The organism is Chryseobacterium panacisoli, assembly GCF_008274625.1.
GTDB lineage: Bacteria > Bacteroidota > Bacteroidia > Flavobacteriales > Weeksellaceae > Chryseobacterium > Chryseobacterium panacisoli.
The window spans coordinates 100,573-126,554 of sequence record NZ_VTRU01000002.1 but is presented as its reverse complement, the minus strand read 5'-3'; the positions used below and the strand labels follow the sequence as shown (position 1 = coordinate 126,554).

At 38.1% G+C, this 25,982-nt stretch carries 16 protein-coding genes; 3 read left to right on the top strand and 13 right to left on the bottom strand.

Annotated elements, in window-relative coordinates; all coding sequences use genetic code 11:
• Positions 1-14: 14 nt before the first annotated feature.
• Both FW781_RS11100 and FW781_RS11095 read right to left on the bottom strand, forming a co-directional pair.
• Positions 15-3,122, bottom strand: a complete 3,108-nt coding sequence (locus FW781_RS11100; protein ID WP_149387504.1) for a non-ribosomal peptide synthetase family protein — start codon at positions 3,120-3,122, stop codon at positions 15-17.
• 455 nt (positions 3,123-3,577) lie between these two features.
• Positions 3,578-5,113, bottom strand: a complete 1,536-nt coding sequence (locus tag FW781_RS11095; protein WP_149387503.1) for a YifB family Mg chelatase-like AAA ATPase — start codon at positions 5,111-5,113, stop codon at positions 3,578-3,580.
• A gap of 349 nt (positions 5,114-5,462) precedes the next feature.
• Here FW781_RS11095 and FW781_RS11090 point away from each other — a divergent pair, with 349 nt between their 5' ends.
• Together FW781_RS11090 and FW781_RS11085 are read left to right on the top strand one after the other, a co-directional pair.
• Positions 5,463-6,671: a PepSY-associated TM helix domain-containing protein gene (locus tag FW781_RS11090; protein ID WP_149387502.1), complete on the top strand. Its 1,209-nt coding sequence runs from the start codon at positions 5,463-5,465 to the stop codon at positions 6,669-6,671.
• A gap of 10 nt (positions 6,672-6,681) precedes the next feature.
• Positions 6,682-8,805: an outer membrane beta-barrel family protein gene (locus tag FW781_RS11085; RefSeq protein ID WP_149387501.1), complete on the top strand. Its 2,124-nt coding sequence runs from the start codon at positions 6,682-6,684 to the stop codon at positions 8,803-8,805.
• 151 nt (positions 8,806-8,956) lie between these two features.
• On the opposite strand, the gene FW781_RS11080 is transcribed toward FW781_RS11085, so the two are convergent.
• The 11 genes from FW781_RS11080 to FW781_RS11030 form a co-directional block, all read right to left on the bottom strand.
• Complete coding sequence (locus tag FW781_RS11080; protein WP_149387500.1) at positions 8,957-10,159, bottom strand: YncE family protein; 1,203 nt, start codon at positions 10,157-10,159, stop codon at positions 8,957-8,959.
• 7 nt (positions 10,160-10,166) lie between these two features.
• Positions 10,167-12,527, bottom strand: coding sequence for a TonB-dependent receptor (locus FW781_RS11075; RefSeq protein ID WP_149387499.1), 2,361 nt, complete (start codon positions 12,525-12,527; stop codon positions 10,167-10,169).
• A gap of 593 nt (positions 12,528-13,120) precedes the next feature.
• Positions 13,121-14,083 carry a T9SS type A sorting domain-containing protein gene (locus tag FW781_RS11070; RefSeq protein ID WP_149387498.1) on the bottom strand — a complete coding sequence of 321 codons (963 nt, stop codon included), beginning with the start codon at positions 14,081-14,083 and terminating at the stop codon, positions 13,121-13,123.
• Positions 14,084-14,125: 42 nt separating this feature from the next.
• On the bottom strand, positions 14,126-15,526 hold the full coding sequence (locus FW781_RS11065) for an outer membrane beta-barrel protein (protein ID WP_149387497.1): 1,401 nt from the start codon (positions 15,524-15,526) through the stop codon (positions 14,126-14,128).
• Entirely contained in the window at positions 15,519-16,085 is a 567-nt protein-coding gene (locus tag FW781_RS11060) for an RNA polymerase sigma factor (protein ID WP_149387496.1), read from the bottom strand. The genes FW781_RS11065 and FW781_RS11060 overlap by 8 nt, the downstream gene beginning before the upstream one ends.
• Before the next feature lie 102 nt (positions 16,086-16,187).
• Positions 16,188-16,769: a DUF4840 domain-containing protein gene (locus FW781_RS11055; RefSeq protein ID WP_149387495.1), complete on the bottom strand. Its 582-nt coding sequence runs from the start codon at positions 16,767-16,769 to the stop codon at positions 16,188-16,190.
• Between the two features lie 252 nt (positions 16,770-17,021).
• Positions 17,022-18,437 (bottom strand): efflux transporter outer membrane subunit, encoded by a 1,416-nt coding sequence (locus FW781_RS11050; RefSeq protein ID WP_149387494.1) that lies wholly within the window; start codon positions 18,435-18,437, stop codon positions 17,022-17,024.
• Positions 18,424-21,582 (bottom strand): efflux RND transporter permease subunit, encoded by a 3,159-nt coding sequence (locus FW781_RS11045; RefSeq protein ID WP_149387493.1) that lies wholly within the window; start codon positions 21,580-21,582, stop codon positions 18,424-18,426. The genes FW781_RS11050 and FW781_RS11045 overlap by 14 nt, the downstream gene beginning before the upstream one ends.
• 29 nt (positions 21,583-21,611) lie before the next feature.
• Complete coding sequence (locus FW781_RS11040; RefSeq protein ID WP_149387492.1) at positions 21,612-22,733, bottom strand: efflux RND transporter periplasmic adaptor subunit; 1,122 nt, start codon at positions 22,731-22,733, stop codon at positions 21,612-21,614.
• A gap of 236 nt (positions 22,734-22,969) precedes the next feature.
• Entirely contained in the window at positions 22,970-23,734 is a 765-nt protein-coding gene (locus tag FW781_RS11035; RefSeq protein WP_149387491.1) for a LytR/AlgR family response regulator transcription factor, read from the bottom strand.
• A complete protein-coding gene (locus FW781_RS11030) occupies positions 23,731-24,849 on the bottom strand; it encodes a sensor histidine kinase (RefSeq protein WP_149387490.1) in 1,119 nt (372 codons plus the stop codon). Before FW781_RS11030 ends, FW781_RS11035 begins: the two co-directional genes overlap by 4 nt.
• Before the next feature lie 229 nt (positions 24,850-25,078).
• Here FW781_RS11030 and FW781_RS11025 point away from each other — a divergent pair, with 229 nt between their 5' ends.
• Positions 25,079-25,903 (top strand): universal stress protein, encoded by an 825-nt coding sequence (locus FW781_RS11025; protein ID WP_149387489.1) that lies wholly within the window; start codon positions 25,079-25,081, stop codon positions 25,901-25,903.
• The last annotated feature ends 79 nt before the right edge of the window (positions 25,904-25,982 follow it).

The following is a 25,982-nucleotide window of genomic DNA, read 5'->3' as shown; positions in this document are numbered from 1 at the left end:
TCAATGATTAAATGCTACTCAACCGGGATTCCCAGATATTTTAAATAGGAATCCAGTACTTTTTTATCAAATACCGGTTCCTGGATATCCGAGCCTTCCAGAAACTGAATCACATTGGAACAATCCCATATGTAAGTATTTTGATAAAGCTCTACGGTAGATAGCCCTTCATGCATATTGTCCCTGAAAAGGCTTGTCAGTGGATACAGCCTATTTTTACTGTCATCTTCCCATTGTTTTCGCCATTCTTTATAAGGAAGATCTTTCAGAGTGAAAGGATAATATTTTTTCATAAGCCCAAAGAAGCCTTCCAAGGTAAGATTGGTTTCCGGGCGGGCAATCAGGTTGAATTTTTTACCTATTGCCTCTTTATTTTTTGTGATATAAGCCATAGATTTTGTCATATAATCTACTGTGATAAGACCTTCTCTAAGCTCAGTCAATGCAGGATAAGATTTGAATTCTATACAATTCTTCACCAATCCTGACCACCATTGATAGGAGGCACTTGCCCCTGTTTCACTGTGACACATTGCATATCCAAGACGATAAGTAATCAATGGCAGGCCTTCTTTTGCAGCCAGATCTGCGACAGCCTCCATTACCCATTTGCTTCTTACATACCCAATGTCTTTGCTTACAGACATTAAATTCTGTTCAATATCATCAGACTCCAGCATCACTGTTTTTCCTGTAAACACATGCCCCCAGCTGTATACCGAAATGGTGGATAACAAAGCAAGACATTTCGTTCTTTCTGCTCCGGCCAATTTGATGATTTCCCTTAATCCTTCTACATTCGGAGCTTTCATATAAGAATAAGGTTCAATGAAGTTTACAGAACTTCCGGAATGGTAAATCAGATCGGTTTGTTTTGCTATTTTTGTGAATATTTCTTCTGACAGTCCCAATGCCGGCAATGCCAGATCTCCGATTACCGGAATAATTCTAGATTTCTGTTCTTCTTTTTGAGGAATATGATATTGTTTAAAACATCTATCAATTTTTTCCATCGCATGAAATTGATCCTGAGCTCTTACAAGACAGTAAATATCAGCATTGGTCGTATCCAGAAGCTCCTGAAGAAGGTGAATTCCCACAAATCCCGTAACTCCTGTTAAAAAAATCGTGGTTGGATTTTCCACCTGCTTAGGATCAAATCCACCTGCAAAAACAGTTCCGGGAGCCAGATAAACGTCTTTCTGCAATTCAATATAAGGTTCTACATCTTCCATTGGAACAGCTTCTCTTGCTGCTTTGGATCTGGCTATAAGAACTTCCGAGAGCTCCTGCAATACCGGAAACTGATAAATATCCCGCAGATATACTTTTACGTCCAGCATTCTTTGCAGCGCCACGGCAACTGTTGCTACTAACAGAGAGTTTCCACCGATATCAAAGAAATTATCTGTAATATTAATAACAGGCCGTTCCAGTGCTGAAGACCAGATATCAACAACAATCCTTTCTGTCTCATTGGTTGGCGGTTCAAATGAAATAAGTTCTTTTGCCTCTTTATCTGCCAAGTCTTTTAAAACCTGGGTATCTGTTTTACCATTTGCTGTCAACGGAATTTTATCTATAAAAATAATCTGGGCGGGAATCATATAACCCGGAAGTTCTTCTTTCAATGCGTTTCTCACTGATGAAATATCTTTCTCAGCATCAGGTTCTGAAACAATAAAAGCAATCAGGTATTTACTACTTCCTGCTGTATCCCTGCTAATGACCACAGCTTCTTTGATCTCTTTCTGCTGAACCAACGTACGTTCTATTTCTTCTAATTCAACCCGGAATCCACGAATTTTCACCTGATTATCTATTCTCCCAAGAAATTCAATATCACCGTCCGGTTTCCATTTGGCCAGATCTCCTGTACGATACAGTTTTTCTGTTTCCCGGAATGGATTATCAATAAATTTAGAATCTGTAAGTTCTTTATTATTAAGATATCCTTCTGCTAAAATATTTCCTCCGATGTATAATTCTCCTACTGCTCCTATCGGCATCAATTCCATATTCTCACCTAAAATATAGGCTTTTGCATTGGCAATGGGCTTCCCTATTGAAGAGACATATTGTCCATGGATATCTTTTACTTTTTTAAATGTTGCAAATACGGTACATTCCGTAGGCCCATAGTAATCTATCAGTTCGTAGCTTAATTCAGTAGTAAGCACAGGCTTTAGTTTTTCACCTCCGGTAAAGAGATATTTCAATTTCAGATCATTATAATTCCGGGTACTATTAACTACCGGGGGAGCCAGAACGGCAGGCACAAAACCGTGTGTAATCTGATTTCTCCAATAGTAATCCACCAATGCATGGGCATCCGTTCTATCTTCATTATCTGCAATAAAAAGAGTCGCGCCGGAAGTAAGTGCCGACCAGGTTTCCCATACGGATATATCAAATGCCAATCCTGCTACGAGAGTCAGTTTTGAACTGTGATCCACATGAAAATGATGATTATGCCAGGTTACCAGGTGCTGAATAGCCTGATGGCTCACCATTACCCCTTTGGGTTTTCCGGTAGAGCCTGAAGTATAAATCGTATATGCTAAACTGTCCTGGTGAATTGTACTTTCCGGATACTCAGAAGGCAAATGATCAAGATTCTCCATGCTGCTCAGATCAAATATTTTTGTCTTTTCAGCTTCGGATAAAAGGTTTCCAAGATTTTGATTGGTAATGATCATATCGGCAGCAGTATCCGAAAGAATAAATTCTACTCTTTTAGCAGGATAAGCCGGATCTATAGGAACATATGCTGCTCCTGTTTTGATCACACCAAGAACAGCAACAATCCATTCTAAAGAGCGGTCTAGCCAGACAGGAACATATTTTCCTTCTTTGATTCCCCGGTTCAGTAACAAATGGGCAATCTGGTTACTTCTTCTGTCTAAATCACTATAGGTGATTTTCTGATCCTGGTAAACAACAGCCGTTTTATCGGGATGAAGAAGGACCTGTTTTCGGAAAAGAGACCCTAATGTTTCTTCATGATGATAGTCCCAGCCGGTTTTATTGAATCCGTTTAACAATTTTTCTCTGTCTTCAGATGACAGTAATACAGCCGTACCTATTGATAAGGGTTCTAATGAGGGAATTGTGTTTGACATAATAATAATTTGATTTGGTTTAAAAATTTATAATTATTGGCTTTTGACCCCGTTTTTAGTTGATTTCAGATTCTATGAAATAAGGAAACAACCAGGTACAGGGTATAACCACAGCTTATTTACTAATGTGTCTACATAATGGTTTAAAATCTGAACAACATAAAGCCTTTGACGATCCACTCAGAGAGCAGAACTGCAACAGCATTTAACTTTATTTATTGTAACCGAAAAGAAGAAAAATAGATTATATATTCTTCAGAAATGAGATGCAAATTTCTATTCAGTGTTTGAAAATTTTATTTTCATAATGTAATATTATTAATAATTTGATAATCAAACTTAACATAATAAATTAACCTATGTGTTACATAATTACTATGTTTATTCCAAAGAATTGAATTAAACTTATGAAAATACCATTTGTATTCTTTTTAAAATCAATCAAATAGTAAAAATCAACCATTCCAAAATTCCCTGTCCAGGCTTCTGTACTGTATGGCTTCGGAAATATGGTGAGACAGAATATTTTCAGATTCTTCAAGGTCAGCAATTGTTCTGGCTACTTTCAGAATTCTGTCATATGCTCTTGCCGAAAGATTTAGTTTTTCCATGGCTAGCTTGATGAGACTGAAAGAAGTTTCATCCAACTCACAAAAGGCTTCAATTTCTTTGGGTCCTATCTGAGCATTACTGCTGATATTAAGACTTTGGTATCTTTTATTCTGAATATCTCTGGCTTTCAGTACACGATTTCTGATGTCCTTGCTTTTTTCTCCTTTTCTTTTTTCGGAAAGCTGTTCAAACTCCACTTTTTGTACTTCAATATGAATATCAATTCTGTCTAAAAGCGGTCCTGAAAGTTTATTCATATACCGCTGCATTTCATAAGCAGATGAGGTATTATTAGGATCATCGGGAAAGAAGCCGCTTGGGCTGGGATTCATAGAGGCTACCAACATAAAACTTGCCGGATAGTTTACCGTAAATCGGGCTCTTGAAATAGTTACTTCACGATCTTCCAAAGGCTGTCTCATAACTTCCAGCACTGTTCTCTTAAATTCGGGCATTTCATCCAGAAATAATACTCCATTATGAGCCAGGGAAATCTCTCCGGGCTGCGGATAACTTCCACCTCCTACCAGAGCAACATCAGAAATCGTATGATGAGGGGATCTGAAGGGACGAACGGTCATCAATGAAGCTTCGGTTCCTATTTTTCCGGCTACGGAATGAATTTTTGTTGTTTCTAAAGCTTCTTTCAGGGTCAATGGAGGTAAAATACTGGGAACCCTTTTAGCAAGCATGGTCTTTCCGCTTCCTGGCGGACCGATCAAAATGATATTATGACCGCCTGCTGCGGCCACTTCCATCGCTCTTTTGGCGGTTTCCTGACCTTTAACTTCGGAGAAATCAAAAGGAAAATCGTTGATTCTCTCATGAAACTCTTTTCTGGTGTCCAATATCATTTTTTCAAGCGGTTTTCCTTCGTTAAAGAAATCAATAACTTCTCTGATATTCTCTACTCCATATACTTCAAGATCGCTGACAATAGCTGCTTCTCTGGCATTTTGTTTGGGGAGAATAATTCCTTGGAAGCCTTCTTCTCTTGCCTGAATAGCAATAGGCAAAACGCCTTTGATGGGTTGCAGACTTCCGTCGAGAGAAAGCTCACCCATGATAATATAATTTTCAATTTGCTGCGCCAAAATCTGGTCTGAAGCCGCTAAAATACCAATCGCAATACTCAAATCATAGGCGGAACCTTCTTTTCTGAGATCTGCCGGAGCCATATTGATAGTAATTTTCTTTCCGGGAATTTTATATCCTACATTTTTAAGTGCTGCAGAGATTCTATAGCTGCTTTCTTTAATCGCATTATCAGGAAGCCCCACCAGATGGTATCCTACTCCCCCGGTATCAACATTTACTTCAATAGTAATGGTCTGTGCGGCCACTCCATGAATGGCACTTCCATAAATTTTGATCAGCATGGTGTGTTTTTGAAGTAAAAATAATGAATATAGTATTTTGAAAATCTGCAAGTTACATTAATGATTTTCTATATAAATAAGCATATCTAAAAACATATTAATAAAAGAGCATTGAGAGAGGTGCTTCAAAGCTATTAAGGTTTTCATGCGCTTCAGATAGCATCACTTTTAAGTAAAATATAGACTGAATGATCAGTTTTTTGGGAGTCTATTCTTTACTTCAAATAGTTGACATCCTAATAAAAATCAGGTTTTAAAGGAGAAATAAAGCCTTATTACTGTTTAGAATTAATATAAATAAAGGTATATTTGTGACTTATTTATTTTTAACAAGACTAAATAGACATAAATGCAGCAGACCGGTAACAAAAAATCTAAAGGAACCTTCAAAAAATATATTCTGAAAGCTCATTTATGGCTCGGATTGTTTTCAGGTATCATTGTATTGGTAGTTTCTTTATCAGGTGCATTTTTTGTTTTCAATGAAGATATTACCGCTGCATTGCGCAAGGAAACGACCTTTCATGGAGAAAAAGATATTCAGCATAAGAAGCCAATTCCTATACGCGAGTTAAAAGATATTGTGAATGCCCAGCTGAAAAATGAAATCGTAAAAACAGATGAAGTAACTATTCCTATAGATCCCGCCCGCTCTTATCAGTTCGGATTGATTAAAGTTAATGAAGAAGGTTGGAATCACTTTAATACCTTTATTGTTTTTAAAAACGTTTATGTCAATCAATACACAGGAAAGGTACTCGCAATATATGATGTAAAAAATAATCCTTTCTTTATCTGTATGACCCTGCACCGCTCATTACTGTTAAGTAATAAAATTGGCGGCACTATCGTGGGAATATCAACCATCATCTTTGTCATCATGTTGATTACCGGAATTATCCTATGGTGGCCGAAGAATAAAAAAATGCGCCAACAGCGTCTATGGTTCCGTTGGGAGAAGGTAAAAGGCTGGCGACGTAAAAATTACGACGTACACAATATCCTTGGGTTTTATGCCTCTTTTCTAGCGATTGTTGTAGCCATTACCGGTATTATGTATTCGTTTCGGATTACCCAGGTGTGGGTATATGCTTTACTGAATGGCTTTTCCACTGCTACCCCAGATTACAGTCAATATAAAACAACCGCTCCGGAATCTGTGGAGACTGCAACAACCATAGACCGTATCATAGAACAGGTAAAAACTCATTATCCAAAAGCTTATTCTTTTGGACTTGATCTGGAAGACCATGCTGAAGCAGATCACAAACACGATAATCTAAGCATATGGATCAAGGATAAGGAATTCACTTATGCTGAGTCTTCAATGATGATTTTCGATGAGCATTCCGGGAAGCTTTTATTTAACCATCCCCACGAAGACAAACCTATGGCTGAAAGAGCTACAGATGCTACGTATGATCTACACGTGGGAGCTTTTTTTGGAATGCCCGGAAAAATTCTGGCCTTTATCATGAGTTTATTCTGTGCCTCATTGCCCATAACCGGATTCATGATCTGGTGGGGCAGAAAAAATAAAAAAAAACCAACAACCTAAATCTATTATCATGAAGAAACACTATATATGGCTCCCTTTAATGGCGAGTCTGAATGCCTACGGACAAACTGAAAGCCTGAACGATTCTTTACAGACAGATAAAATCTCAGAGATCAGTGGCATTGTAATAAAAGGGAATAAAGCCGTTTTCCAGCAAAAAGCTGATAAAATGATTTTTAATGTAGAGAATAGTGTGTTATCTGATGGTACTTCTGTTTTGGAATTGCTTGGCAAAACTCCTGGTGTAGTAGTTTCGCAAGAAGGTGAACTCTCATTACGGGGCAAAAAAGGAGTAAGTGTAATGATTAACGGTAAGCTGAGCTCGCTCTCTGCAAAGGAACTTGCCAACCTGCTGCGTTCTACTAATTCAACACTGGTAAAAAATATTGAAATAATTGCCAATCCCTCCTCAAAATATGATGCTGCAGGAAATGCCGGCATCATTAATATTGTACTGAAAAAAAGCTCATCTGAAGGACTGAGTGGTAACTATTATCTGAATGGAGGAAGAGGCCGTAAAAACAGAATAAATACAGGATTGAGCCTGAACTATACTCATCATAAACTCTCTCTACATGGAGACTACAGCTATACTTTTCGTGGCGAAGAAGAAAGACGAAACTTTAGCCAGATTTTCTTCGATGAAAAGCAACCTCAACAAATAGCCCGGAGAACAGATCAAAATTCAATGACCAATGAGCCTTTAACTTCTAATAATTTTAAGTTTGGTGCTGATTATGCTTTTAATGACAAAACAACTATTGGTGCTTTATTTGATGCTAAGATAGGACGATATGAAGATTTTTCGAAAGGGGAAAACAGAATATTCCAGCCGATAGATAACCTGTTTGCTCATGTACTTTCAGATAATAAAAGCAAGGAAAACTGGTACGATTATACCTATAATTTAAAAGGTATGCATATCTTCAATGACAAGGATTATAAGGTAGATGTGGATCTGGAATACGAAACTTCACGTTTTTCTTCCCGCCAGAATCAGATTTCAGATGCATTGGTGAATCTGGGACCAGAGAAATTCAACAACAGAAGAGGCAACATTGCTTCCCGCCTGAAGGTTTTCAATGCGAAGGTAGACTTTACCCTGCCTTTTAGCGAAATGCATAATCTGGAAACAGGATTAAAATCTACTATAAAGTCTAATAACAATCCTTCTGAGTATTTTATAGAGCAGGATAATGAATGGATCAATGATAATAAAGCAAGTAATGAATATGCATACAAGGAGCAGATACATGCATTGTACGCCAACTACAAGCTTAATCTGACGAAATGGACATTCCAACTGGGGTTAAGAACAGAAATAACCCATACAGATATCAATCAAAAAACTTCCCAGGAACAACGAAAAAGAGATTATACAAACCTTTTTCCAAGTGCATCAATCAAATACCAGATGAATGATCAACATGGATTTTATGCCTCATACAGTAAAAGAATCAACAGACCAAGTCATTTCGATTTGAATCCGTTCCGCTTTTATGATGATCCTTTCAACTACTGGCAAGGAAACCCAAATCTGAATCCGGAATTTACCCACGCAACAGAATTGGGGTATACCTGGGGAAAATACATTATTGCATCAGCCTATTTTAGTGTTACAAATGATGTAATGACAGAAGTATACAACTATCAGCCAGATACAGGAATCCTCGTAAAAACTCAGGATAATCTAAATAAATCTTATGTATATGGTGCCAATATTACAGCCACTACAAAGCTTTTTAAATGGTGGTCACTTACTTCTATGCTGAATATATTCAACAGTGAATATAAGGGCAATTATCAGAATTACTCGGTCAACAGTTCACAACTGGCATTTACGTTAAATGCACAAAATAGCTTCAGCATTGCAAAAGGATTGAAAGCAGAGGCTAATGGACAGTATTTTTCGAAATCTAATATTGGTTTGTTTATCCGTGATGCTTATTTTGACCTGACACTAGGGGTTTCTAAAACATTATTAAAGGATAAAGCAACCGTAAAACTTGCAGTAACGGATTTATTAAAGACCAATAATTACCGGGTAACAGGAAATAACTTCAGCTCTACCATCCGACAAAAATACAATCTGGACAGCCGGGTGGTAACGTTGTCATTCAATTATAAGCTTTAATATTTCCGGACATTGTAGTTCAGCCTTATCAAGTTTTTTTTAAACAAAGGATCGACAATAGTTTAACAAAAAACCGGGTCTCAAAAATTTTTGAGACCCGGTTTTTTATCAAATAAATATGCCCTATTTCTATGAAATTTATGTACTATAATTAGTCATATAATTTATCGAAACGGGCAAATCCGGAAATACTATTGGGAAGCTTCATTCCTTTAGTTATTTTATCAGTTTGCTGATCATAAATCCAGACAAAATTCCCTCCTTTATTTGTATTTACAGCAATGTATAATTTGTTATTCTGAACAAACATCCCTTGTTCGTAAGGTTCATCTCCCGGCAATTCATCCAGAACCCTTACCAACTGCTTGGTTTCGATATCTATAATAGCATATCGGCCATTGTAGCTGTCTCCTAATGCCGGATCACGATACAGAACTACCATTTTATTATTACCAATATAATCGATAACTGTTTCCAAAGGCTTGCCCCCGACAAGATTGGTAAGATTGATCTGATATCCTGCATCAGGCGAAGTTGCCCCTTTGAGAGCCCTGAAAAGGAAAATATCACTTGTTCCAGCTCCTGCCCGTGGAAAACATGTATAATAAAAAGCTTCTTTATCTTTTGTAAAAGTAGTTTTAAAATAAGGAGAACCATTGGCTACCCCAGAACTTCGGTTATCCGTTATGGAATTTTTTACTTTGAAGGTGTTATAATCTATTACAGCAAAATTGTAATATTCAGGAGTGAGCCATTTACCATTGCGGAAGCTGTATTGCAAATAGATCTGTCCATCCATATACGTCATAGCACCCAGCGAATAGAAATTATAAGCATTTGGGAAAGGCTGAAATCCTTCAATCTCACCCTGACGGATAATACTAAGGTCTGTGGCATTGAAAACAGTATAGCGTATATGCTGACCATCTCCTGTATCTCCAACAATAACCAAAGTATGATCATCTATCCAGACATAACTGGTAATATCACTGATATAAGTATAAGGCACTTCTTTTACAGTCGTCAGCCTATCGTGCGTATATTTAAATTTTTTGAAGATGCCCTGATCGGTTTTATAGTTGTAGATAAAGCCATTTTTTACAATATAGGAGTAAGTTCCTTTGGAGTTAATTTCATCTCCTTCTTTGGTAATATCCATTTCGCCTTTTGTCAGGTCATTGGTAGCTGTCATGTAATGTACAGTATTGGGCCAGCTTCCAAGAGCGGAAAGTAAAAAATATTTATACTCTTTTTCACCACTTTCAGATTCGCCGGAACCAGGTTCGCGTTCACAGCTAAAAATGGTTAAACATGCAAGTATTAAAAATATACTGTTTTTGAAATATTGTGTCATGATCTTTTTACTTAAGTAGGTATCTGAATTTTATATAGAAAGCACGTCCCTGCTTCTGAAGTTTGAAGTTGTCATATGCCAGTGCATCCCCAACGTTGCTTACATCGAACGCCAGATTATACCTCCCGTTCTTCATGGAATAGCTTATCCCTATGTTGTGAAGGGTTTGTCTTGGAATGATCGGAATGTTTCGAGGATTTCCATAGGATTTCCAGTTTTTGTAGAACCATTCTGTCATCTGTAGCCCGTAGTAAAGCTCTATTCTGCTGTCTTTCTGAAACCAGTCGTCTTTACCAACGCTTACATTTACATTTCCAAATAACCAAGGCTGGTTGGGAACATCTTTTTTGTACGTAGCCGAAACGACATCTTCACTGTTATTGGCAAATTTTGTATTGTCATAAGCTTTGTTGTAGCTCACATTCATTAACACGTTCAGGAGTCTTTTGTATTGGTAACTGATCTCTCCCTCCAGTCCGCGGGTAAAGATATTAGACAGGTTTTCGTATTTGAAAGTACTGTTATATAAATTGGGAACGGTATAAATAAAATCCTTTGTATCCCGAATATACCCTGCCCCTTCTATACGGAAAGCATGCTGCCCCCAATGGTGACCATAGTATAAACCCACGTTTACATTATTACTGGTTTCAGGCTTCAGATTCATATTACTGGTTACAGCAACCCCGTCTCCGAAAATTTCCTGTGGTTCTACCAAACGATAAGAACGTTCAAAGGATCCTTTTATTCCTAATCCTTTTGTAATTTTCACTGTGGTAGCGAAGCCGTAGCCCCAACTGCTAAAATTATCCTTTGCCGGGTTATCGGTTCTGGTCACCGGATCGAAAACCATTTTCTGCAGTCCTACCTGATAGTATTTAGCAAAGAAAATATTAGTCCAATGCTTATTGAAAAACTCCTGTTGATATGCCATAGACAAGATCTGTTTGGTCATCTTTGCTGGAGGTACATTCTTTTTTTCCTCTTCAAGTTGATTGAATGTGGTATTCTTAAGATAATCGAGTACATAATTGAAGATGAGCTTGTGATGCTCAACTATTTTGTAAGTAGCTCCTAGCTGTGAGTAAAGACGGTCTTCATGCTGCATGATAATAGTCCTTCCTCCTTTTTCACTTGTAGCAGAAGGTTCAAAAGTATTATCCCAGCTGTATTTACGCATAAGGGTGTCTGTTGCTTTCTGAACGCTTTTTGAGAAACCTGCATACACATTCACATCCAGATGATCATTGAACAGACCTGTTTTTTTATACTTCATAAAGTAATTATGAGCCTGCCCGTTTTGCTTTACCCCACCATATACTACTTCCTGATTGGAGCCGGTCTGGATCTGTTTATCAAAAACTGATTGTGACATTCCTACAAAGAAAGAATCTGCCCAGCTTTTGTTTTCTAGTCCTACCTCAGCCATCCCAAAAACAGATTGATACCTGTCATTAAAACGTTTCAGGTCTTTTAACTCATATTCGTTTTTAGCAGCATTCCAGATTTTCATATCCTTCATCAGATAGTTGTTATCTGAATGGTTATAAAAACTGTTGATACGCATGATAATTCCGGTTTTATCATCTTTAAACTGCCCATTCAGATTGATACGCTGGGTATTAAAAGAACCTAGACTTATACTTGCATCCAGGTAATTTCTGCTGCTTGACGGCGTAATAATATTAACCGCTCCACCCATTGCATCTGTACTTAAATGGATAGGAACTACCCCTTTATAGATCTCTACACGGTCTGCCATATTTACAGGCAATGTACTCAGATCCACTCCTTTTCCAAGCATTTCCAAAGGAACGCCATCTATAAAGAATTTTACAGCTTTACCAGACATTCCGTTGATAGAGAAATTATAGTCGGAACCTATACCTCCCTGTTGACGGACTTTAATCCCTGTAGTTCTGTTCAGAACCTGATTAAGATCTGCCGTGGTATTGGCCAATTTAGCAACATCTATAGCACTAACAGTAAAAGCACCGTCTTGCAGTGCTTTTACTCTACCTTTGCCATGAACTACAACTTCTTGTACAGCCGCACGATCCTCCGCTAACTGAATATTTACCGGAGGTACTCCACTACCGAAGTTTATTTTCTTTTTGAGTTTTTTGTAGCCATCCAGGCTGAATACTAATGTAGCTTCTCCTTTCTTGTAACTAATCTTGAAATTTCCGTTTTGATCGGTTTTTGTATTTATTTTTGTGTTTTCAACAAAAATATTTACTCCATTTAATCCCTGCATTGTATGATCCTGTACAGCTCCTTGAACTGTAAAACCTGCATCCTGTGCTTTAATGAGGGAAATTGTAAGGGTAAAAATGAGAAAGATAAAAATACGCTGATACAATTTCATTATTTATAATTATTATAATAGCAAAATTAAAGGTTCACCTGTAAAATCCCAAAGGAAAAAGGAGTTTATTTTTAATTATTCTAATTACAATTAAAAATAGTTTATTTATAAATTCCTTTTAAAATCGTAACAGGCTTACATTCAGATATAAATATAAAATCATTGTTGTACTCTATTGTTGTCTGTATGAAAAAAGTCATATAAAAAGCATTAGAGAATATTCATCCTATCGATCTAAAAGACAGAATAATGTGAGTATGCTCTTTTAAATTATCAAAAGGGGACATAAAAAAACCGGTACAAAAAAATTTGTACCGATCCAACCATTATTAAAAACTAACGAAAGAGATTATTCATCTGAATTCAGGATAAAATACCTAGTGTGAGTCAGGAAGCCGGATGCCGGAAAGAGAGAACTCTTTTGGGGGTAATTATGACGTCATTAGATTAACAAGGATGAAAATTTTATCTATTGAGCGCAAAGTATTAAAATAAATTACTCTAGTTCTTCTTCAATATAAAGAGCATCCCTCCTCTGACATCCAGTCTTCCTTCCCACAATCAATATTTTAGCACATTCAGACTATCTAATCCTATTTTTTTATAAATCTATTTTTATATTCTTTCCCATCCGCACTTTTGGAAACAATGATATAGTTTCCCGGCACCAGCTGGCTTACATCAATCGCCTGATTATACCTGTGGTCATTTTTCTTCAGAACAAGCTTTCCAGACATGTCTATAATGGTAATTTCCTTATAGATTTTATCTGATTCTTTTCCGATATAAAGATGCTGCGCTGTAGGATTGGGATAGATTTTCAGATTATTATCTTTACTCTTCGTCTCTCCTGTTCCCAGATTGCTGCAGAATTCCCAATTCCCGAAATTCACTTCCACAAAGGCAAACGGATCCAGCATCTGACATTGATCCGGGCAGTATTCCGTACAGGCATAAAATCCATATTTTCCGGAACTTGTCGCAACATAAGTATCTCCTACGACTCCCGGGATGATGCAAGGATCTCCCAGCACCGGAGGATTACTGGCAGGCACACATCTGAACCATGTATGCTTCCCATAAACGACAGGAAATATATTATCAAACTGAACAGAAGCTCCATTGCATACTTTCACGGTTCCCATCTCTTCCTCATAAGTTCCAGGTGTATAAGTTGTCATCATCGCCGGAAGACCATACACAAATCCGTCAGCAAATACTGCCGGGCTTTCTGCCGTACAATCCCCATCTGTAACGACTACTTTAAAATAATTCAGCTGATCGTTACCACTAATGGTTAACTGCTGTGATGTGGCTCCCGTAATGGCTACCCAAGGGTTGTTGTTGGGTGTCTGCCAGGTCCATTCCTGTTTGTACCATTGATAGCTTCCATACGTCTGTGTAGTAGAAATTATTTCATCTTCCACATCACAGAATAAGATTGTTCCCGGATATTTCTGTCCAAGTCTCGGGCTGGTAATGGTAGGGGTACACTGTGCTTTTATATCCAAAATGCTGAATAGCAAAAACACTAAAAAAATTAGTTTTGTTTTCATATATAGATTATTAAGTGTGATTTGGTTTAAAAATCCTCTACATTAATCCAACAGCACTCTGATCCCGAATTTCATATTAAAATGAAATGGTTTCTCTTTATAAATGGTATTAGGAGCATCTTCTTCCCTGAAATGATATCCTATTCCCGGTTCAGCATAAATTCCGACTTTATCTATGACCTTCAGCTGAAATCCTACTGCAGTGTTAACAGAAAACTGGAAAGGTTTTGGTTCCACACGTTCTTTTGAGGATTCCTTTATTTCATCATTCACTACATAAGTTGTTGTGATGTTTCCTGCTATAGGTTTTTCAATAAGCGCTCCGCCTGTAACATATCCTGTAAACCTCCCTTTCTGAATGACATTATAATTGACCTGAACAGGAATTCCTATATAATGAACTGTCTGGTCTCCTTTAATATAATTGTTCTCCGTTCCGGAATGCAGTTCAGAAGAAAGTTTCGTATAATTCAGTCCCGTTCCTATTCCCCATCTTTTTCCTACATTGTAGTAAAGAGACAATCCGAATGTAACAGGTACTTTATGTCTGATTCTTGCTTCTACCGGCTGACTTTGATTGGCCAGGAATATAGCTGTCAGAGGATCATCATGATACTCGGAAGTGCTCCAAACCTGCTCAACATTCATTGCTTTTCCTGTAATGGAGGCATATCCCGGAAATTGCTGTTCTGCAGAGTTGGAAGCAACATTTCCTGTAAGCATACTCAGCATCCACGACTTTTTATCACGGGATTTTTTGGCAGTATGTTTTGTATTCTCTGCGTAGACTTCTTTTAATTCTTCCCGTTTGAAAAGAACCTCATCAGAGGTCTTCTCTATAGCCGATTCTTTTACTGTATCATCTGCGTGAGGTACTTTCTGGGCAATCTTGCTCTCCTGATGAAAAGACTCCGTTGCAGCCGGAAGTTTAATGATTTCATGACTATTCTGAATATTCCCTGCACCATTGTTTTCTTCAGGATGAAAATAGTTCTGTCCTGAATTTTTCTCCGGATCGACCGCTTTTGATATTTTTTCAGCTAAAAAAGGCACTGTTCCTGATTTCACTTCACTACTTGAGATATGTCCGGTTTCCAGAGGTCTTAAAGAATGATTTCCCTTTTCTTTTTTCACATCTGCAGGCTTCTTAGATAAGATTTTGCCTGTATCATCCTGTGGCAGCATTTTTGTCAGCATAAAAAGCAACGCAATGGCAGCTGCAATACCTCCAAGTCGATAGAATAACGTTTTCTTTCCTGCACCGGCTCTCTCCTCTTTCTTATCATTTCTTTCATCATGAATTCCAGGAATAAACCCAGGGATGCTGCTGTTTTCTTCTCCGGAAAAAAGTTCATCTCTAATGTCATCCCACAATCCTTCCGGAACGTCCTCTTCATGGTCATCCATTCTGCTTCGCAGGTTATTTAGCCATTCATTATTCATATTGTGCTTTTTTTGACATTTTAAATTCTTTTATTTTCTGAACAAGCAGTCCTTTTGCACGGTGAAACTGAGATGCAGAAGAGTTTTCTGCAATTCCCAGCAGCCCGGCAATCTCCTTATGGCTTTTTTTCTCAAATACATACAGGTTAAAAACAGTTCTGTATCCTTCAGGAAGAGATCTTATCATCATCATAATATCATCACGCGGAATCTCTTCAAAGTCCGGTTCATCTTCATTAGGAATATCCGGAAGATCATCTACTTCCACTGCAGATTTAAAATCTCCTTTCTGTTTGATATGTTTCAAAGATTCATTGACAGTGATACGGGTCATCCAGGCTTTCAAAGAGCCACTTCCCCTGTACTCAAAAGATTCTATTGACCGGAACATTTTGATAAAACTGTTTTGGAGTATATCATGAACATCTTCTTTTTCAGCCACATAACGGGAGCAGACATAGGCCAGATTTCCGGAATAAGCTCCAAAAAGCTCTTTCCAGGCAGCTTCCTCCTTCTTCAGAAGGTGCTTTACCAAAATCTGTTCTTTACTTTCTTCCATATACTGCTGCCTCCGTATCCATTAGGATGTTATAAACTGTCAAGCAAAAATAGATTGCCTCTTCATAATAAAGCGCAATCCATTGATGATAATATCTATTAATTAATTTTTTATACAGAATGGGAAATTATAATCAATAACAGTATAAGGAGTAACCAGTGTACCGTCTACTGTAATTTTTTCTGCTGTTATAGCATATCTCAGCGTCTGATCCAATCCTACATAATATCCTTTTTGCTTTGTTACAAATTCTACAACGGTCTTTTTATTAACACCATCTACAGGAATCTGAAGTTCCATAGTCTTAGGAGCAAATGTAAGTTCTATCACATTATTGGCTGTGTTGATCACTGCTGCATACTTAAGATCATACTTTACTTTTCCAATCGCATTCAAAGCGGCTTCTGCTTTTGCAGGGTCTTTCACCACTGTTTTTACAATTTCTGTAATTGGAAATTCCGCAAATGAGATGGTATCTTTTTTTACCTTAAATTCTTTTATTCCTTCTCTTTTATTATTTCCCTGTACAATAACCAGCTTACCTTTATAGTTACCTTTTAAGTCTTCCATTTTTACAGGAGGGATGTCCGGTCCGTCGTTATCATTGCATGAGGATAAAGCAAAAAATCCTGCTAAAACCATTAAAACTGTTATAAAAAATCGGGGTACTGTCAATCTTTTCATTGCATTACTTTTTTCGTTAAACATTAATTATTTTCGAGTACTCATCTATATAAATCCCATTTCTCAAAAATCTTGCATCTATTCTTGAAAAAAAGATAAAATTTTTCATAAACCACTGATTTAATGAATATAAAATTTCATCACTCCCGTGCAAATTCCGGACCTTATGTTAAATTAAGTTGTATTTATCTTTAGAAATAACAAAAAAAGGAAGCTGTAAGATGCAGCTTCCTTTTACTATTTATTTACATTCTATTGTACTCCGCCGCCAAGCGATCTGTACAGATCTACCTCTGCATTTAACCTTTCAAGGGTTACATTAACGGCTTCCAGGTCATTCTGAAGCTTATTATTCTGAGCTGTAATGACTTCAAGATAAGTTGCCATCCCGCTTTTATACAGTTTCAGGGCATCATTGATTCCTTTATCCAGAATGGCTGTTCTCTGTTCTAAAAGCTGCAGTCTTTCTGAAGAGCCTTTAGACTTAGCCATGGCATCGGAAACTTCTCCAACAGCAGTCATTACAGATTGCTTAAAGTTGATGGCTGCTTTTTCCTGATCAATCAATGCGGTCTCATAAGCTGTTTTCAGTTGTTTTTTCTGAAAAATGGGAGCGGCAAGATTCGCAGCGACTGCTTTGGTAATAGATCCGGGAATATCAAACCATGAACTGAACTTATTGGAGTTTACCCCTATCTGCGGGCTCAGACTGATGCTCGGATACATTGCTGCTTTTGCCAGTCCGGTTTTGGAATTCAGGCTGATTACGTTAAATTCTGCCAGCTTCAGATCTGGTCTGCGGCTCAGCAGCTGGGCGGGCAATCCTTCTGATAATCTATTTTCCGGAATCATTGCTTTAAGATTTCCTTCTCTTTCTATTCTAGTCGGATATTCTCCACAAAGAATGCTCAATGCATTTTCCTGAATGGAAATATTCTGTTTTGCCAAAGGGATCAGCAGCTCAGCTGTTTTCTTTTGAGCTTCTGACTGCTGAACGGCCAATGAGTTAATCTGTCCTGCTTTAAACTGCAGATTCATCATTTTAAGCGTATTGTCACTCAGTTCAATGTTTTGTTCTGCAATTTTCAGCTGTTCATCAAGGCTTATAAGGTTATAATAAGCCTGTGCCACCTGAACTACAATTCTGCTTTTGATGGCATTTAAGTTTTCTTTCTGTCCAAAATATTCTGCCGCTGCGGATTCTTTCTGCATTTTAGCTTTTCCCCAGATGTCTATTTCCCAGGAAAGTCTTAGGGCTGCACTGAAATCATCCATGTATTTGGTCCCTACAAACTGTTCATTAAGAGAGCCGTTAAGGGTATTTTTGGATGCCCAGCTTCTGTTGGCTCCTGCAGCTAAATCCAGTGTTGGCATCAAACCCAGCTTGGCTTGTTTATAGATCAGATCCAGCTGTTCAATATTTTTCAGAGCAACATTTACTTCGTTATTTCTTGAAAGCGCTTTATCTATTAAGCCTATCAATTTAGGATCTTTGAAGAAAGTCTTCCACGGAAGAACTACCGTATCTCCTGTTACCTGTACAGATTCTTTGAACGTTTCCGGAACCTGAAGATCTGTTCTTGTATATTTTTTCCCTACAGCACAAGACATCAGCAGTGACGCCATTGCACCTGAAATAAGGATTTTTTTTATATTAAATATTCTCATTTGTCAATTGATTTTCTATCGTATTGTACTTCTTTTTGGCAGAGAATTTCTCATCCAGATACTGGAAAAACATGTAGAGTACAGGAATTACAAAAACTCCCAAAACGACTCCACTCAGCATTCCCATCGCTGCACTTGTACTGATTGATTTGTTTCCGGAAGCCATTCCTCCTGAAGAAATCATCAGTGGAATCATACCCGCAATAAAAGCCAATGAAGTCATAATAATCGGACGTAATCTAGCCTTCGCTCCTTCCAGTGCAGAATCCAGGATAGAAAGTCCTGATTTTCTCCTTTGGATGGCAAATTCAACAATTAGGATGGCATTTTTGGCTAATAACCCAATAAGCATAATCAGTCCTACCTGTACATAAATGTTATTATCCAGCCCGATCGCTTTTATTCCTAAGAATGCTCCTACAATTCCCGTTGGGATCGAAAGCATTACGGCTAAAGGAAGGATATAACTTTCATATTGGGCTGCCAGTAGCAGGTATACGAAAAGCAAACATAAACCAAAGATGGCAATCGTCTGATTTCCTGCAGATTTTTCTTCCAAACTCAATCCTGTCCATTCGTAGCTGTAGTCAGAAGGCAATTTACTTAAGGTCTGCTCCAGTTTGCCCATCAGTTCCCCGTTACTTACGCCCGGTTTTGGAGATACATTGATATTTAAGGAATTGTAAAGATTGTAACGTTGAACGGATTCCGGACCATAGACTTTTTTCAGGGTAATCAGTGTATTCACCGGAACCATATCTCCTTTTTCATTTTTCACGAAAATATCATTGAAGGCCTGCTCATCCATTCTGAAAACACCGTCTGCCTTAATATTCACTCTGTAAAATTTCCCGAATCTTGAGAAATTCTGAGACTGATCTCCCGAGAAATACGTCTGAACAGTTCCTAAAAGATTTGAAATGCTTACTCCTAACTGTTTGGCCTTATCTTCATTTACTTCAAGCTCCATCTGAGGATAATCTGCTCTGAACATCGTGTATGCAAATGCCACTTCCGGAACCTTCATCAGCTCACCAATCAGTTCATCTGCTTTGGCTTTAAGAACCTGAGGATCTCTTCCCATGCGGTCCTGAAGTACAATTTCGGCATCATTGGTCATTCCGTATCCTTCTACCGGAGGCATTCTGAAAGTCATCACACTTCCTTCTTTGATAACACCCAATTTTGCATTCGCCATATCTACCACTTCCTGAATGTCCTGAACTTCACCCCTTTCTTTTTTAGGCTTCAGTTTAACAAACCCCATCGCATAAGCTGGTCCCGCACTATTGCTAAGAAGATTGTAGCCTGTAATAGAAGTATTTTCCTGAACGGCATCTACTCCTTTTAAAATTTCATTGATTTTGTTGGAAACTTCCGTAGTTTTAGTCAATGCTGTTCCTGGCGGCATACTTAAGGTGTACATAAAGAATCCGTCATCTTCCATCGGTACAAAACTTTTAGGAGTGCTTGACATCAGCCATCCTGCAACGCCGATAACGGCTATAATTAACCCTCCTGCAATCCATTTTCTTCCTATTAAGAAACGTACTCCTTTTGCATAACGGTTGGTCATATTATTAAATCCGGCATTGAATGCTACTGCAAATCTTTGCCCGAATCCTTTTGGCTTTTTACCTTCTCCTGAATGGTTGTTTTTCAAAAATACAGCACATAAAGCAGGAGTTAAAGTCAATGCATTAACCGCTGAAATAATGATCGCTATCGCTAATGTATAAGCAAACTGCTTATAGAATAATCCTGCTGAACCGGACATAAACCCAATAGGGATAAATACAGCAGACATCACCAACGTAATAGAAATAACAGCTCCCGTGATCTCACTCATCGCCTTGTGGGTAGCCTCTCTTCCTGAAAGGTTGGTTTCTTCCATATTACTGTGGACGGCTTCCACTACCACAATCGCATCATCGACAACAATACCGATGGCCAATACAAGGGCAAAAAGCGTCAGTACGTTGATGGTAAATCCTAAGACCAGAAGGAAGAAGAAGGTACCGATAATCGCTACCGGAACCGCCACTGCCGGAATAATCGTAGATCTGAAATCCTGCAAGAAAATAAATACAACGATAAACACCAAAATAAATGCTTCTATCAAAGTAGATTTCACCTGTCCTGTGGCCTCATCCAATCTCTCTTTGGTACTCATTACCTTTGTATATTTGATACCGGGAGGGAATGATTTGGATAATTGGTCAAGAGCTTTGTTTACCCCTATTTCAATCTGATTGGCATTGGATCCTGTGGTCTGCATAATGGCTACAGTAACCGCATTTTTCCCATTGGAAAGGTTATCTCCTGTATTGGAAATGGCTCCGAATTCTACGCGGGCGACATCTTTAAGTCTGATGACCTGGCTTCCGGTATTTTTAACAATGATATTCTCATATTGCTCCGGTTTGTTCTTTTTTCCTTTATATCTGATTACATATTCTAAGGCAGCATCAGATTCTTCTCCCAATTTACCAGGAGCAGATTCCAAACTGTGATCAGCAATCGCTCTGGAAACATCTGCCGGTTCAAGTCCGTAAGATGACATTTTCTGAGGGTTAAGCCATATTCTCATGGAATAATCCTTCAATCCGAATACCATGGCCTGCCCTACTCCTTTTACCCTTTTGACCTGCGGAATAAGATTAATATTCGCGTAGTTCTGCAGGAAAGTTTCATCATATTGTTTATTATCTTCAGTATAAATATTGAAAATCAACACCATGCTGTTCTGCTGTTTGGACGTGGTCAGTCCCATTCTCACTACTTCCTGAGGAAGTATCGGCGTGGCCTGCTGTACCCTGTTTTGCACATTTACGGCTGCCTGATCGGCATTTACACCCTGCTTGAATATAATAGAGATGGAGAATGTCCCGTCATTACTTGCACTGGATTTCATGTACTCCATATCTTCCACTCCATTGATCTGTTCTTCCAGCGGAGTTACCACGGAACGGATCACAGTTTCACTATTTCCTCCAGGATACGACCCTGAAACAGTGATCGTAGGGGGAGAAATGTCCGGAAACCGGGTCACCGCCAGCTGGTTTAATCCTATAATCCCTAAGATCACGATGATAAGGGATATTACCGTCGCCAGTACCGGACGGTCTATTATTTTTTTTAACATTTTTGAATTTTCTAAGAATCGTTATACAACTATTTCAAAGGAACTGTTGTGGCAACAACCTGTGCGCCGTCTGTAAGGGCATCAATTCTGTTGATGGCAATCTTGTCTCCTGCATTCACTCCTTCTTTAATAAAGTAATCCTGAGAGGTGCTTCCCGAAACGGTAATCTGAGTCATTTTCACTTTATCCTTACCATTCAGTTTATAGACAAAGAATCTGTCCTGAATATCCTTCACTGAGGTTTTCGGAAGTTTAATCACGCCGTTCAAGGCATTGTGAATCATCACTCTTGCTGTTCCTCCAGCTCTTAACAGCTTATCCGGATTTTGAAAAACAGCCTTCATCTGAATACTCCCTGTATTTCTGTCAAAATTTCCGCTGGCATTTTCAAGTTTTCCTTTAAGAGAATAGGTAGACCCATCTGCCAGGAGAAGCTCTACATTTTCGGCTGTATCTCCTGATGATGCTGCCCTGCTGTGTGCAATAAAATCGGCTTCGTTCATTGAGAAGTACACATTCACACTGTTTATATTTGAAAGCGTTGTCAAAGGAGAAGCATCTGATGGACTGATAAGGTTTCCTACTCTATTGGGAATTCTTCCTATATATCCGCTAACGGGAGCTTTGATATAAGTGAAATTAGCATTAATCTTTGATGATCCTAATGATGACTGTGCCTGTGCTACCTGTGCTGCTGCTGCTTTATAGCTTGCCTGAGCGGTTTTCAGCTGCATATCGGAAACTACTTTTCCTTCTACAAGAGGTTTCAGTTTTTCAACTTCAAGTCTTGCTGTTTCCTGTGCTGCCAGAGCTGATTTCAGAGCGGCTTCATTGGTATTTACCTGCTCATTATATACTGAAGGATTTATTCTGAAAAGGGTCTGTCCTTTGCTTACATACTGTCCTTCTTTGATATATACTGCTTCCAGATAACCTGTTACCTGCGCTTTAATATCCACATTATCCTGCCCTTCTATGCTTCCCGGATATCCTGTAGACACATCTGCATCTCCGGTCTTCACCTGGATAAAATCTGTAGGCAATGCCTGCTGCATCTGCTGCCCATTTTCCTGGCCATTCCCGGAACCGCACGAGTGCAGTATTGCTGCGGCTGTAAGTGAGAGTGCCAGATATCCTTTTCTGTAATTCATAACATGAGTTTTTAAATTTTACAGGAGCAAAATAACTTCATATAATAAGGATATTCATTCAGAAGTTGAGTGAAGTGTCATTAATCGCTGGTGAAACGTATGATAGGAAAAATGAAGGGAAAACAGCTGTTTTCTCTTATAAATCTTATAAAAAAAAGCTTTTCTGGGTAAAATGAGAGTAAAATACAAACGAGACTGCTTTTAGATAAAGCAGTCTCGTTTGTATTTTTATGGAATTAATAATCCATCCAGGATTTGAATACAGAAGCTTTTTCCCGACTAACAATCACTTCCATATCAGGCTGTTTTCTCAGTTCCAGCTTTAGCTTTCCATTAAAATGATTAAAAATCTGCTTTACGGAATTGATGTGAATAATAAACTGTCTGTTGGCCCGGAAAAAGAATTTAGGATCCAGCTGTTTTTCAAGTTCTTCCAGCGTTTGTGGAACATTCTCTACCACTCCCGTATTCAGCATTGCTTTGCTGATTCCCAATTCGGTATAAATGTATAGGATATCTTCTGTCAGAACGGTTTTATATCCATCTCTGTGGGCGATGAGAAAGCGCTTTCTGTAATCTTTCGGCTGAATATAATTCAATAATCCTTCAATAGCTGTTCCCACTACCGGAACGGCTTCCATAAAGGTTTCATAGCGTTTTAAAGCAGCATCCAGCTCTTCTTCTTCAATGGGCTTCAGAAGATAATCTACACTGTTATATTTAAATGCCTGTACTGCATATTCATCGTATGCTGTAGTGAATATGACTGCACTTTTAACTTCATGCTTGTTGAATATTTCAAAGCTGAGCCCATCCGCAAGACGCACATCCATCATAATAACATCCGGAACAACATTATTTTCCAGCCAGTGTACCGTTGAGGTTATCGAGTCTTCCACAGACAGTATTTCAATATGGGGTCTTAACTTCAACAACAGTCTTTTTAATCTGTCTGCATTGGGTCTTTCGTCTTCAACAATTAAAACTTTATTAATCTTCATATCAATGGGAGTTTTACAATAAATTTATCTTCAGTTTTTTCAATCACAGGCTTGGGATATCCCAGGATTTCGTACCGTGCAATAATATTGGTGAGTCCTACTCCGGAGGAATCCGGCTTGTTGATCAGAGGCAGAAATGTATTGGAGACGATCAATTCTCCTTCCTGATTTGTATAAACATGAATTTCAAGGGGATTTGCTTTAGAAGTCTGATTATGCTTAATAGCATTTTCCACCAGTAATTGTAAAGACAGCGGAAGGGTAAATCTGGATCTGTATTCTTCCTGAATATCTATTTTGAATATAACCCCTTCGCCAATTCTTTTTTCAATCAAAAAAATGTAGGATTCTAAAAATTTGAGCTCCTCTTCTACTGCAATAATATCTTTTTTGGAATTGACCAAAAGGTATCTGTATACTCTTGCAAACTTCTCTGAATATTCATAGCCTAACTGTTGATCTTCCAGAATAAGCTCTGACAGTACACTTAAGTTATTGAAAATAAAATGAGGGTCTATCTGAAGCTTAAGAGCCTGAAGTTCTGCTGCCATAGCAGCCTGCTTATGTTTTGATGCCCTAAGTTTGTGCTGGGCTGCTTCTACGGCTGTTTTTTTCCAGTTTTCAAGTAAATAATCCACGGTATTAAAAGCACTGATAATCAACGATATTACAATGTTAGTTGCGATCCATTGTCCCAGAAGCGTATACTCTTTGCGGGAATCCATTTCGGGCAATGTCACTGAGGTACAATCTACAATGGCATTAATAATGATCACAATCATGACACTTCCCACGATCTGAATCAAACACTGAATGAGCAATCGCTTTACGGTTCTGTTACTCCAGGGAAGAAGTTTATTGAGTGTCCTGTCTATAAATATACTTACCTCTGAGATGATAATAGAAAAAAAGACAATCCATGTAGCATCTTCCAGAATCATCCTCAGCGGAGCGTTCAAATATTCTTTCCAAACGGGATCAAAAGGATCAATAAGATAGGAAAAAACACAGAAAGTAACTACTGCTACTGCCCAGATTACGAGCCTTCTCTTCATGGTAGAAAGAATCTTCTTATTTCTTACTATATTTTTTCTTATTGTAGAAATCCTATTCATATCTGGGATTTTATGAATGTAAATATAGAAATAGATTTTAGACGAATATCTTCTATTTTAGACGAGACCGCCAAAACCGTACCTGAAACGTAAAATAGCAGCGTTCAAATGGATGTGACGGTTCATCACCCGAAAAAGACATTTCATCATCATTTTATGCAACATCACAATATTTTTACCATTAGTGAAATCCGGTATACCATAGTTTTGCAGTATTAAATCCGGTACAATGAAAACAATAATTGTCTGCACAGATTTTTCCCACGAAGCTGAAAATGCCACTCATTATGCAGCCTCTATGGCTAAAGAGAATAAATACAGGATTCTACTTTTTAATCTTCAAACCGTGTCCATTCATGCTTTGAACGCACAGGTTTCGGCTGATTTCTTCTACACCCAAACGCTTAAAAATCAGAAAAAGCTTGACGACAAGGCAGCCGAACTTGCGGCGCTTTATGCTATAGAAACCGGATATCATCTGGCTTCCGGCAATTTCATTGAGGAGCTTGAAAACTGCATACATCTTCACGAATGTGATTTTATTGTGATGGGAATGGCAGAAAAAACTCTTGAACAAAAGCTTTTGGGCAACAGTGTAACAAGAGCTATTCACCGGCTCAAAAAACCGATACTCATTGTTCCTTCCCATATAGAATATACAGGAATCAGGAAAATTCTTTTTGCTTATGATACGCACAAAAGCATGACCTGGACCGCAATGAATGATATTTATTATTTCATTAATGAGTTTAATGCTGAGATTGAGGTATTCAATGTAAGTGAAAGCCTGGAGGATTTTGCTGAGGTTATTCATGATATTGACCTGAATTCCGGGTATGATCTGGATGATATTAAATACAGTTTTAAAATGATTCAATCTATTGAAGTGATTAAAGCGATTGAAGAGGAAATAAGACTGACGGGCCCAGACCTTTTAACCATGGTTCCCTACAAATACAATCTTGTGGAATCTCTGTTCCATCGAAGTAAAACAGCTATTATGGCTTATAAAAATAAAGTACCATTACTATCAATTCCCCTAAACATAGATTAAGAATCAATAAAAATCTGTTCACATTTTGAATTATCCTTTTTGCCTTTAAGGGCTAAATTTTACACTTAATCTTGTTTGA